5 protein-coding genes, 1 tRNA gene and 6 pseudogenes are annotated in these 12874 nt (G+C 43.6%); 1 reads left to right on the top strand and 11 read right to left on the bottom strand.

Going from position 1 to position 12874, the window contains the following annotated elements:
* The first annotated feature begins 49 nt into the window (after positions 1 to 49).
* A tRNA-Lys gene (locus JCM14505_RS01365) sits at positions 50 to 122 on the top strand.
* An 88-nt stretch (positions 123 to 210) separates the two neighbouring features.
* On the opposite strand, the pseudogene dnaB reads toward JCM14505_RS01365, so the two are convergent.
* The 11 genes and pseudogenes from dnaB to dnaN form a co-directional block, all read right to left on the bottom strand.
* Positions 211 to 1583: pseudogene (gene dnaB / locus JCM14505_RS01360) on the bottom strand (replicative DNA helicase).
* 18 nt (positions 1584 to 1601) lie between these two features.
* Positions 1602 to 2053, bottom strand: a pseudogene (gene rplI / locus JCM14505_RS01355) (50S ribosomal protein L9).
* Positions 2053 to 4030, bottom strand: a pseudogene (locus tag JCM14505_RS01350) (DHH family phosphoesterase). Before JCM14505_RS01350 ends, rplI begins: the two co-directional pseudogenes overlap by 1 nt.
* A 122-nt stretch (positions 4031 to 4152) precedes the next feature.
* Positions 4153 to 4392: a 30S ribosomal protein S18 gene (gene rpsR / locus JCM14505_RS01345; RefSeq protein WP_054652335.1), complete on the bottom strand. Its 240-nt coding sequence runs from the start codon at positions 4390 to 4392 to the stop codon at positions 4153 to 4155.
* A gap of 24 nt (positions 4393 to 4416) precedes the next feature.
* Positions 4417 to 5055, bottom strand: coding sequence for a single-stranded DNA-binding protein (ssb, locus tag JCM14505_RS01340; RefSeq protein WP_054652333.1), 639 nt, complete (start codon positions 5053 to 5055; stop codon positions 4417 to 4419).
* A gap of 40 nt (positions 5056 to 5095) precedes the next feature.
* Positions 5096 to 5386 carry a 30S ribosomal protein S6 gene (rpsF, locus tag JCM14505_RS01335; protein WP_054652331.1) on the bottom strand — a complete coding sequence of 97 codons (291 nt, stop codon included), beginning with the start codon at positions 5384 to 5386 and terminating at the stop codon, positions 5096 to 5098.
* 189 nt (positions 5387 to 5575) lie between these two features.
* Positions 5576 to 8008: pseudogene (gene gyrA, locus JCM14505_RS01330) on the bottom strand (DNA gyrase subunit A).
* Between the two features lie 83 nt (positions 8009 to 8091).
* Positions 8092 to 10039, bottom strand: a pseudogene (gene gyrB / locus JCM14505_RS01325) (DNA topoisomerase (ATP-hydrolyzing) subunit B).
* A 6-nt stretch (positions 10040 to 10045) separates the two neighbouring features.
* Entirely contained in the window at positions 10046 to 11161 is a 1116-nt protein-coding gene (gene recF, locus JCM14505_RS01320) for a DNA replication/repair protein RecF (protein WP_054652329.1), read from the bottom strand.
* 6 nt (positions 11162 to 11167) lie between these two features.
* A pseudogene (gene yaaA / locus JCM14505_RS01315) lies at positions 11168 to 11388 on the bottom strand (S4 domain-containing protein YaaA).
* 212 nt (positions 11389 to 11600) lie between these two features.
* Positions 11601 to 12740: a DNA polymerase III subunit beta gene (dnaN, locus tag JCM14505_RS01310; RefSeq protein ID WP_054652327.1), complete on the bottom strand. Its 1140-nt coding sequence runs from the start codon at positions 12738 to 12740 to the stop codon at positions 11601 to 11603.
* Positions 12741 to 12874 lie beyond the last annotated feature (134 nt).

Raw genomic sequence — 12874 nt, 5'->3', positions numbered from 1 at the left:
TTGCATAATCCATTTATAACTGGTAATATATTATTTGTTGATAACTTATGGGCAGTTAGCTCAGCTGGCAGAGCACCGGACTCTTAATCCGGGTGTCCAGGGTTCGATCCCCTGACTGCCCATCATTTCCCGCCTCAATCGTGAGGCGGGTTTTTTTATTACTATCAACATAGTAAAAGGGCAGTTCCTGGAATGGAGCTGCCCTTTTTACTATGCACCACCTTCATAATCAATGGAGGCGAACTTATTATAAGCTTTATTAAACAATAATTTAACGGTTCCCCGTGGACCAGACCGATTCTTTTCAATAATCACTTCAACTTCGCTCAAGCTATTTGTTTCATCTTGCGCTTGATCCCCAGTTTCCCGTTGGTAATAATCATCACGATACAAAAAGCCAACAATATCAGCATCTTGTTCAATCGATCCTGATTCCCGAATATCTGATAACACCGGTCGCTTATCTTGACGTTGCTCAACGCCCCGCGATAATTGGGATAAGGCAATCACCGGCACACTTAATTCCTTTGCCAACTTCTTTAGTTGTCGTGAGATTTCTGATACTTCTTGTTGCCGACTTTCCGAATTGGACCCTTCAATCAATTGTAAATAATCAATCACTATCAACCCAGTTGCCCAGTTCGTTTCGCTAACCGCCGACATTTAGCCCGAATTTCAGCGACTTTAATACCGGGAGTATCATCAATATAAATTTGCGCCTCACTCAAGGTTTGACTAGCTACCCAGTATTGTTGCCACTCGTCTTCATTCATATTCCCTGTCCGTAAATGGTTGGCATTAATATTGCCTTCAGCACATAACATCCGGTTAACTAATGATTCGGCCCCCATTTCAAGACTAAACATCGCCACGGCGGGCCGTTCATTACTATGGGCCGCAATATTTTGCGCAATGTTTAACACAAAGGCCGTTTTCCCCATCGCTGGCCGGGCCGCTAAAATGATTAATTCATCTTCATGAAGTCCCGTGGTCATTTTATCTAGTAACGGATACCCCATTGGCAATCCCGTAACGTCTGATTTTTGTTGGGATAATTCCAACAAATGGTCAGATGAGGTGTGTAATAAATCCCCAATACTTTGTAAATCAGTTTGATTATTACTCTCAGCTACGTTTAGAATTGACCGTTCCGCCTCATCCAGCATATCTGTGACATCATCAGTATCTTCATACCCTTGGCTCGCGATCTTAGTAGCCGTTTCAATTAACCGCCGCGCGGTGGCCTTATCACTAACAATTTTAGCGTAATACGCCACATTAGCTGCCGTTGGCACCGCACCGGCTAATTCAGCTAAATATTGAACTCCACCAACATTATCAAGCTGTTTCGTCCGTTCCAGTTCATTTTGCAAATTAACCACGTCAATCGGACGATCATGTTCATTTAACGTTAACATCGCCTCAAAGAGGATTTGATGTGCCCGCGTATAAAAATCATCCGGCGTCAAATATTCCATTGCCTCAACAATCGCATCTGACGCCAATAACGCTGCCCCTAAGACGGCTTGTTCCGCCGCTAAATTACGTGGGGGGGTGCGGGTAACTTCTAGTTCATTATCCATGCAAAGTTCCCCGTTAGCTTATTTTTCCGCAATGTGAACCCGCAACGTTGCTGTTACCTCATGATGTAACTTAACGGGCACGTTACGTAGCCTAAGGCCTTAATTGGAGCAGCTAATTCCATTTTCCGCTTATCCAACTTAATGTTGTATTGCTTATTCAAGGCACTGGCAATTTGCTTCGTTGAAATTGAACCAAACATCCGCCCATCGGATCCAGCTTTCCCCGTCAATTCAACAACCGTTTCATCGGCTTCCAATACTTCTTTCAAGCGCTTGGCTTCTGCTAATTCTTCGGCCGCATGCTTAGCTTCTGACCGTTTTTGCCCCGCCAATTCACTCATCGCAGCCTTGTTAGCTGGTTTGGCCATTGAACGTGGAATTAAGAAGTTTTGTGCGTATCCATCTGGGACTTCTTTCACTTCGCCGCGCTTCCCACGACCTTTAACATCTTGTGTAAAAATAACTTTCATTACTCTGTTTCCTCCACTTCATCTGTTGTTTCTGTTGGGGTCATTAAAATTGCTTGTAAGGCTTGTTTAACCTCAGCTACTGACTGATCCTTAATCTGAGCAGCCGCTTTCGAATGGTGACCCCCACCACCAAGCTTTTCCATGACGACTTGAACATTAAATTCACCTAATGCTCGCGCTGACATCGCAATGGTCTCATTATCAATTCTTACAATGACAAAGGAAGCTTCAATCCCCGTCACTTGCAATAACATATCTGCCGCTTGAGCAGCCAATACCGGATCATATAATTCATCATCCTGGCCAACGCAAACCGCAAACCGATCACCCCAGAATTCAACCGTATCAATTAAGTGATTTCGTTGCATGAAATTAGTTGGGGATTCTTTAATTAAGCGCTGAATCAATTCACCATCCGCCCCGGCTGACCGTAAATAACTCGCCGCATCAAAGGTTCTAGTCCCCGCATTTTGGCTAAATGACTTCGTATCAATCCGAATCCCGGCTAACATTACCGTTGCCTCAATTTTAGCCAACCCGCGACTTTCACGTGGTTGATATTCAAACATTTCCGTAATCAATTCACACGTTGATGAGGCATAGGCTTCAATATAAACTAGCAACGGATTCGCCGGGAATTCTTCGCCCCGCCGGTGATGATCAATAATCACCAACCGATTAGCTAAACGCTCCGTTAAGGCGGGCGAAATTGATAATGATGGTTTCGAATGGTCAACCATGACTAACAAACTATCATCCGTCGCTCGCTTTAGGGCTTCTTCAGGAGTAATAATTCGTGATTTCAATTCTTGATAGTTATCGAGTTCCCCCATTAACCGCTGAATGTCGGAATGATAACCCGCTTGATTCATCACAATCCAACTTTCGTGTTGATTCATTTCAGCTAACCGACGAATTCCTAACGTTGCCCCAACTGAATCTAAATCTGGAGCTGTATGTCCCATGATAAAGATTTGATCAGCTTGGGTCATTAAATCTTGCAAGGCTTGACTAATCATGCGCGAGCGCACCCGGGTCCGCTTTTCCATCGGGTTAGTCTTCCCACCATAGAACTGTGCTTGACCGCTTTCGGACCGTACTACGACTTGATCACCACCCCGGCCTAACGCTAAGTCAAGATTCTTTTGCGCCATGGCTGCTAGTTTCATCAAATCACTTTGGCCGTACGAAATCCCCATACTAATAGTTACTGGTGAGTTTTGTTGCGACGTATTTTTCCGAATTGTATCGAGGACATTAAAGTTTTCACTTTCTAACTGCTTTAACGAATAGTCATGACCGATTAATAAGAAATTATCATCATCGACTACCTTTAGTAACAATTCATGTTGCTTTGCCCATTGCATTAATTCAGACGTGACATAATTATGTAAATTAGAAACCGCTGAATCCGACATTCCTTGAATAATTTCCGCATAATTATCGAGGTAAATATTTCCCAGGAAAAGTTGTTCCCGTTGGTAACGCTCATTAATTGCTTCATAGTCCGTAATATCGGTTAAGTAAACCGCATTCACCCGATCTTGAACTAAAAATTCAAATTTCCGCGCTTGCCAACTAACAACTTTCGTCGTGTCATCATGCCGATACTTGGCTACCAATTTGGCTAATTCACTATCCACCATCGCCAACTTGCGCCCGACTAAAATTCCATCCACCGGGAAGTATTGCGACATATATGGATTAATCCACTTAATAATATTTTGATCATCAAGTAAAATTACCCCAATCGGCATCTCGAGCAAGGCTTCTTGTTGGGTTTGTTCAACTTCCTGGGATAATTTAGTTAAAAAACTTTCGTATCCCACGATTACTTTGTCGTAAATACCAGCCAATAATCAACCCACCTAAAATGACGATTACTAAAATTATTACTCCGACTAACCAATGAACTAAGAAGCCCATTCCCGTTGCAAGACCGGCTAGTAACACAATCAGACTGATGGTTGCGCGCATTAACGGTCGTTCAACCGTTTGCTGTGCAGGTTTCACATTTGCTCCTCCTCTCCAATAATCTTACTGCCTATTATACCAAAAAAACGAGCTCCGGAATGAATTCCGAAACTCGTTTATAATTATTAGTCTTCTGCAACGAATGGCAAGAGACCCATAACCCGCGCCCGCTTGATTGCAATCGTCAAACGACGTTGGTTCTTAGCGCTCGTCCCAGTAACCCGGCGTGGTAAAATCTTACCCCGTTCTGAGATGAAGCGTTGTAATAATTCAGTGTCTTTGTAATCGATGTATTCGATGTGGTTAGCGGCAATGTAGTCGACCTTACGACGACGACGCATTCCGCCACGACGTTGTTGAGCCATGACTTAATCTCCCTTTCGTAATGGTTAGAACGGTACATCACTAAGTGAATTTTGATCATCATCTGATCCATCACTCTTCAATGCACTTTCATCATTAATATTTACTGGATCCGTAGTCGGATTAGCATTCCCAAATGGTAAGCTATCCGTATCTACTGGAACCGGATTTTGACCAAAAATACCTTGTGTGGCATCATTTGATCCTTGAGGAGCTCCAAAGTTGTTCGTTGGCGCTGCTCCGAAAGCACTTTGCCCTTGGTTGGCATTAAACGCATTGTCAGGGGCATTAAAGCCACCACCAAAGCCATTATTACCATTGGCGTTATTCCCTGGTCGTGCCGACCGTGGTTCTAACAAGGCAAAATTATCAACCGTCACTTCAGTCCGGTAAACGCGTTGACCTTGTTGGTTTTGGTAATTACTTGTTGTAATCCGACCATCAATTCCAACTAGCGCTCCTTTATGAGTGAAGTTAGCAAAGTTTTCCGCTGACTTACGCCAAATAACGCAGTTGATGAAATCAGCTTCCCGTTCCCCCGTTTGTTGGTTCCGGAATTGCCGATCAACTGCTAATGAAAACCGAACAACTGCGGTCCCGCTGTTCGTGTAGCGTAACTCAGGATCCCGCGTTAAACGACCAGTTAAGGTAGCACGATTTAACATTGGCAAACACTCCTCTCGTTTTTATGATTGGTTAAACAAATTAACGCTTAACGATCATGTGACGTAAGATACCGTCGTTGATCTTAGCTAAACGATCAAATTCGTTTAAGGCTTCATCGTTTTCAGCCGTGATGTTCACGATGTGGTAAGTACCTTCAGTGAACTTTTCAATTGGGTAAGCAAAACGACGCGTATCCCAGTCAGCTGAATCAACAACCGTAGCACCATTGTCTGACAAGATCTTGTCGAAGTTGGCTACTAAAGTGCTCTTAGCAGCTTCGTCTAAATCAGGACGAATGATGTATGTAATTTCATATTTACGTGTTTCCATGTATATTACACCTCCTTTTGGACTCTGGCCCTTGCCCATTAGCAAGAGCAAGGAGAGCAACGTTTAAACGTATACTCACAGAACAAAATATTAGCACATTTTATTAAAAAAAACAATACTTTCTACAAAATCCTGAATTCCCGCTACATTTAATAAATACACGGTCATTCAGGATTTAAACCAATTTTTTTAATCTGTTACTTCTACTTCCGTATCAACGGCTTCCCCATCAGTCGTTGTTTCCTTAGCTACCTTTGCCATCGTAGCCACCACAGAATCATCATTCATTTTAATTAAATGCACCCCAATTGTGGCCCGACTCGTGGTTGAAACATTTTCAACCCCGAACCGGATGATGACCCCATTATTTGTTACAACCATTAGGTCTTCATCGCCGTTAACCGTCGTTAAACCAACTAACGGACCATTCTTTTCCGTGATGTTAGCAGTCTTAATTCCTTTACCACCACGGCCTTTAATTGGGTATTCACTCGCTGGAGTTTGCTTCCCGTAACCTCGTTCACTAATCACCACGACCTTACTATTTGGGGTTAACTTTGCGGCCCCAATTAGATAGTCGTTTTCCCGTAAGCGAGCACCACGAACCCCAGCAGCGGCCCGGCCCATTTGGCGAATTTCTTGCGCATTAAAGCTGACTGAATAACCTAAGTGCGTTCCCAAAATTAAGTTATCGCTCGGACGAATTAAGTCCACGTGAATTAATTCATCACCGTCATGTAAGTTAATCGCCTTTAATCCATTACTCCGAATGTTATTAAACTCACTAACTGCCGTTCGCTTAACCGTTCCTTGTTTCGTAGCAAAGAATAAATCAAGATCATCCGCCGTCGTTCACGTGAAACATTAATGACGGCACTAATTTGTTCGTCCGCATTAATCCCTAATAAATTAATAATTGGAATTCCTTGCGCTGCCCGACCATATTCTGGAATTTCATAGCCCTTCATCGTAAAGACTTTCCCCGAGTTGGTAAAGAAGAGCAGCCGATCATGCGTTGAACTAGCAATTAAGTGCTCAATAAAGTCATCATTATGCACACCCATGCCTTTAACCCCACGACCACCCCGGTTTTGGGACTTAAATTCATCGACTGGCAAGCGCTTCACGTACCCATTATGGGTCAACGTGACGATAATCTCTTCTTCTTCAATCAAGTCTTCGTCTTCGATACTGGTTAAATCGCCGACTTGTAATTCCGTCCGCCGGTCATCACCGAATTTGGCTTGGATTTCAAGTAATTCATCATAAATGATTTTTTTGAATCCGTTCCCGATGCGCCAAAATATCCTTGAAATCGGCAATCGCTGCTAATAACCGTTGGTATTCCGCTTCAATCTTTTCGCGTTCTAAGCCAGTTAACCGAACTAACCGTAAGTCTAAGATGGCTTGGGCTTGGCGATCAGATAAACCAAATTTACTCATCAATTCGGTCTTAGCAATGTCACTCGTTTGGGAACCACGAATGATATTAATAATTTCATCAATGTGATCAAGGGCAATCCGTAATCCAGCTACAATATGAGCCCGATTTTCGGCCTTCTTCAAATCAAATTCGGTCCGCCGCCGAATCACAATTTCTTGATGGTCGAGATAATGTTGCAAGATTTCTTTTAAGCTTAAAATCTTAGGCGCACCATCGACAATCGCTAACATATTGAAGTTAAATGTCGTTTGCATCAACGTCAACTTGTAAAGATTATTTAAGATGACCTCGGCACTCGCATCCCGGCGCACATCAACGACAATCCGCATCCCTTCACGGTCAGTTTCGTCGTTGACATCCGTAATCCCATCAATTTCTTTTTCCCGGGCTAATTCCGCAATCCGTTCAATTAACTTGGCCTTGTTGACCATGTAAGGAATTTCATGCACAACGATGCGTTGCTTACCATTTTTTAATTCTTCAATCTCAGTTTTGGCCCGGACAACAATTGAGCCTTGCCCCGTTTCATACGCTTTCCGAATACCCGATTTTCCCATTACGACAGCCCCGGTTGGGAAATCAGGACCAGGTAAGACTTTCATCAATTCTTCCGTTGTTGCCGCTGGATTATCCATTAACAAATGAATCGCACTAATCACTTCCCCCAGGTTATGGGTCGGAATATTCGTCGCCATCCCTACGGCAATCCCAGTCGCCCCATTGACTAACAGATTGGGAATCCGCGATGGTAAGACTTGAGGTTCTTTTTCTGTGCCATCGTAATTATCTTGAAAATCAACCGTATCCTTGTTGATATCCCGGAGCATTTCAACGGCAATCTTACTCATCTTGGCTTCAGTATACCGCATGGCGGCGGCCCCATCGCCATCGACCGACCCAAAATTACCATGCCCATCAACTAGCATGTACCGGTAAGAAAAGTCTTGTGCCATTCGCACTAACCCTTCATAAATTGATGAGTCCCCATGCGGGTGATATTTCCCCATGACGTCCCCAACAATCCGGGCTGACTTCTTATATGGCTTATCAGGCGTCACCCCTAATTCATTCATCCCATACAAAATCCGGCGTTGCACTGGCTTTAATCCATCCCGGACATCGGGAAGCGCCCGGGAGACAATCACACTCATCGCATAGTCTAAGAATGAATTCCGCATTTGGCTCGTTAAATTAACATCGGTAATTCGATTATTAAATGCTTCTTCTGCCACGATTTAATCCTCCTTTCGCTAACTAATCATTACAAGTCTAAGTTTTCAACGAACTTCGCGTTGGTTTCAATAAATTCACGCCGTGGACCAACTTTGGTTCCCATCAGCATTTCAAAAATTTCATCCGCTTGCTTGGCATCATCAAGTTGCACCCGTAAGAGCCGCCGATTTTCCGGATCCATGGTCGTTTCCCATAATTGTTCTGCGTCCATTTCCCCTAGCCCCTTATACCGTTGAATCACTGGTTTCGGCGTTGGTTGCAAGGAATTTACGACCCGTTCAAGTTCGGCATCATCATCAATATATTGCACAAACTTTCCTTGCCGTACTTGATACAGTGGTGGTTGGGCAATGTAGACATACCCCGCTTCTAACATTGGGCGCATAAAGCGGTAAATCAACGTTAATAACAGCGTCCGAATGTGCGCCCCATCGACATCGGCATCCGTCATAATAATTAACTTGTGGTAATTAACCTTGCTAATATCAAAGTCTTCGCCAAAGCCAGTTCCTAACGCCGTAAAGAGCGAACGGATTTCATCATTCGCTAAAATTCGGTTCAAGGTTGCTTTTTCAACGTTTAAAATCTTCCCCCGAATTGGCAAGATCGCTTGCGTTAACCGCGACCGCCCTTGCTTAGCTGACCCCCCAGCGGAGTCCCCTTCGACGATAAATAATTCCGAAATAGCTGGATCCTTGGACGTATTATCCGCTAATTTCCCGGGTAAATTACTGATTTCTAATCCGCTCTTTTTCCGCGTAACTTCCCGCGCTCGCTTGGCTGCTTCCCGCGCCTTAGAAGCTAAGAGCCCCTTTTCAACAATCTTGTGGGCAACCTCCGGATTTTCCATCATGAATCGCGACATCGTTTCCGCAAAAATTCGGTCCGTTGCGGTCCGCGCATCCGAATTACTTAACTTCGTCTTCGTTTGCCCTTCAAATTGTGGGTTCGGGTGTTTGATGGAAATCACGGCCGTTAAGCCTTCCCGCACATCGTCCCCAGACAAAGTCATGTTCCCTTTGATTTGATCACTCTTCCGACCATAATCATTGATTACCCGGGTTAAGGCCGTCTTAAACCCAGTTTCATGACTCCCACCTTCGTACGTATGGATATTGTTCGTAAACGTTAATAAGTTACTCCGGTAATCATCAGAATATTGTAAGGAAACTTCAACTTCAATCCCGTTGTGTTCACCTTCAACATAAATCGGTGGATCAAATAAGACTTCATGACCTTCATTCAAGTATTCGACATAGTGCCGAATCCCACCTTCATAATGGAATTCTTCCTTAGTTGGTTCATCGGGACGTAAATCACTAATCGTAATCTTAAGCCCTTTATTTAAGAACGCCAATTCCCGAATTCGTTCCGTCAACGTCTTAATGTTGTAAACCGTCGTTTCCCGGAAAATCTCCGGATCCGGCGTGAAGTGAACAATCGTTCCATGTTCATCCATTGGGCGTTGGTCATCAATCACTTGCATTGGCGTCTTCACATGCCCATGATCAAAGTCCATGTAGTATTCCTTGCCTTCACGGATTACCTTGACGTCCAATGAAGTTGATAATGCATTCACAACGGACGCCCCCACCCCGTGGAGCCCCCCAGAGACTTTATATCCGCCACCGCCGAATTTACCACCGGCATGCAAAATGGTAAAGACGGTTTCTAAGGCTGGTTTCCCCGTTTTTTTGTTGAATATCAACCGGAATCCCCCGCCCGTTATCAGTAACCGTAATACTATTATCAGCTTCAACCGTCACGTTAATTTCTGTGGCAAACCCAGCTAACGCTTCGTCAATCCCGTTGTCAACGATTTCCCACACTAAGTGATGTAGCCCTTGCACCGTGGTTGAACCAATATACATCCCGGGCCGTTTCCGAACCGCTTCCAGTCCTTCTAAGACTTGAATTTGACTCGCATCGTATTCACGTGCTTGTTCTGCTTTCGTTTCGTTACTTTCTTCACTCACGATTAATTACTCCTTCCTAATTGTTCCCGCTTCGATTTCAAAAATCGCCGGATCATGAATTAATTGCTGGGCGACGCCATTTAAACTCGTCGTCGTCAAAAATGTTTGCACCTTATCTTGAATCGCCGTCAATAAATGGGTTTGGCGATTATCATCTAACTCAGACAACACATCATCAAGCAATAATAATGGGTACTCCCCTGTTTGTTCATGCATCAAATCAATTTCTGCCAACTTTACTGCTAAGGCTGTGGTCCGTTGCTGACCTTGTGAACCAAATTTTTGCACATTTTGCTCATTGACCAAAAATTGGACATCATCACGATGCGGTCCCACTAAGCTCGTCCCAAGTTTGATTTCCCGGGTTTTCACTTCGTTATACCGGGCCATTAAGGATGCTGCCACCGTTGTTTCGTTACTCTCAGCGGTTAATTCGACTTGGGTTATGTACCGTAAAGTCAATTGTTCGCGTTGTACTGAAATATGCTCGTGTAACACTTGCGCCCATTTCTCCAGTTGCTGTAATAACTGGCCACGTTTAACAATAATTGCGGCGCCAGAGGCCACCAATTGTTCCGTTAAAACCTGCCATAACACGTCATCAAATTTACCACCCAACTTAACTTGTTTGAGATATTGATTCCGTTGCTGCAATTGATGATGATACTGCGTCAAATGATACAAATATCCACTACTCATTTGACCAAATTCGGTATCCATAAATTGCCGCCGCACTTGTGGTGCCCCTTTAACTAACTCCAAATCCTCCGGCGCAAACAACACTACATTCAAATAGCCCACATATGTCGATAACCGTGGTTGAAACAAGTGATTAACTTTAACGCGTTTCCCTTTGGAATTAATTTGTAATTCCAATGGTAACTTACCAGCCTGGCGGGTTACTACACCTTGAATCAACGCGGTTTTTCCTCCCCAGCCAATTAAGTCTCGATCACGACTCGTCCGATGGCTCCGGGTTAACGCTAAAACATGAATTGCCTCTAATAAATTCGTTTTGCCTTGGGCGTTCTCCCCGATTAACACATTCACGCCGGGTTTAAAATCCAACTCAAGCGCTGCATAATTACGAAAATTCCGTAATGATAAATGCGTTAACTGCATGGTTACCTAACCTTCTTGTGCTTTAATTACCAACCGAACTTGATCATCAATTTGAATTTCATCACCCGGATAAAGTTTCCGGCCTCGCCGTTGATCTTGTTCATCATTCACCCAACTGGCGTCTCTGCTAAAAACCACTTCGCAGCTCCTCCCGTTGGAATAAGCCCTTCTTCTTTTAACAGTTGCCCAATCGTGATATATTCCGTTGCAATCACCACTTCATTCATGGTTGCCACCCTTTCTTTTGCAAACTACATACATGTTCAATTATACCTTAATTAGACTGGAAAATAAATGAATTTGCGGTTAGTTAAGCGTTCATTGCATTTCAACCTCAAAATGGCAAAAATGGCTCAGGTCAGGTAAACGGCGTATAAAACGCCAAATAAGCCCAAACAAAAAGTCAGCCCTACCAAAGGAAAGGGCTGACTTTTAATTTTTAGTACGTCCGCACTGGCGTAATCAATTGAATAAAGTTAGTTTCATCATCCGCCGGCACTAACGTAAATGGTCGCAATGCCGAAGTAAAGGCCATTACCACCTGCATTGTCCCGAATGATTTAAGGGCATCTCGCATATAATCTGGATTGAAAGAAATTTCAAGCTCATTGCCCGTCATCGCTGAGGCCGCAATTGCTTCTTCCACGTTCCCAACATCCGAAGAATTACCACTAATCATGGCCACCCCGGCCGCTGGCTTCACCGTTAATTTAACGACATTATTCCGACTTTGGTGTGACAACAAGGACGCCCGTTCAATCGCTGCTAAGAATTGGTCGGCCGCTAAGGTTAACTTCGTTTCCGAAGTCGTTGGAATCAACCGATCCGTTTCGGGATAGTTTCCTTCCAGCAATCGTGAGTAAAAGTTAGTATGACCAAACGTGAACAGGACTTGACTATCAGCAAAACTCATCACAATTCCATCACTAACATCTGTAATCATCCGTGAAAGTTCCGTCAAACTATTCCCTGGAATCACTACGTCATATGGTTGCGCTGGAGCATTTGGCACCGCCACGCTCCGTTGGGCTAACCGGTGACTATCTGTCGCTACCGCCGTTAATTTCCCATCCACTAACGTTAAGTGAATCCCCGTTAAGATTGGCCGGCTTTCTTGCTTAGAAACGGCAATCCGAGTTTGATCAACGACTTCTCGTAAGACATCGGCTGCTACTGTAATTTGGCGATCAGCCCCAACTTCTGGTAAATGAGGGAAGTTATTGGCATCTTGACCATTAACCGTAAATTCTGCCGCTCCTGACTTAATCACGGCTTGGAAACCTTGGTTGACTTCTAATGTAACCATTTCATCAGGTAATTTTTTAACAATTTCACTAAAGAACCGGGCTGGTAAGACAATTTCTCCTGGTTCATCAATGACTAATTCAAAGGCCCCCATTTGTTGAGTAACCGTGCTTTCAATCGAGATATCCGCATTACTACCTGTTAAAACAAGTTCATCATTAGTAACAACTAATTTTAACCCGGTCAGAATTGGAATGGTGGTTTTAGATGATACCGCACGTAAAACATTATTTAATTCATTAATAAAATTTAGTCGATTAATTGTAAATTTCATCTTTGGAGTCTCCTTGTTTATATAAATATATTATAAAAAGTTAGTAGTAGTAGTAGGCCATGTGGACATTGTGGATAACTGAAATTAGAGTTGTTAATTCAAGTTTTGCACAATGTGGATAACGTTGTGGATAA

The organism is Limosilactobacillus equigenerosi DSM 18793 = JCM 14505 (assembly GCF_001311375.1).
Classification (GTDB): Bacteria; Bacillota; Bacilli; order Lactobacillales; family Lactobacillaceae; genus Limosilactobacillus; species Limosilactobacillus equigenerosi.
This window is presented reverse-complemented; position numbering and strand designations above follow the sequence as displayed.

What these genes read in the sequence shown, in the direction of transcription:
- rpsR (WP_054652335.1), bottom strand. Translation starts at nt 4,392, where the DNA reads ATGGCTCAACAACGTCGTGGCGGAATGCGTCGTCGTCGTAAGGTCGAC.
- ssb (WP_054652333.1), bottom strand. Translation starts at nt 5,055, where the DNA reads ATGTTAAATCGTGCTACCTTAACTGGTCGTTTAACGCGGGATCCTGAG.
- rpsF (WP_054652331.1), bottom strand. Translation starts at nt 5,386, where the DNA reads ATGGAAACACGTAAATATGAAATTACATACATCATTCGTCCTGATTTA.
- recF (WP_054652329.1), bottom strand. Translation starts at nt 11,161, where the DNA reads ATGCAGTTAACGCATTTATCATTACGGAATTTTCGTAATTATGCAGCG.
- dnaN (WP_054652327.1), bottom strand. Translation starts at nt 12,740, where the DNA reads ATGAAATTTACAATTAATCGACTAAATTTTATTAATGAATTAAATAAT.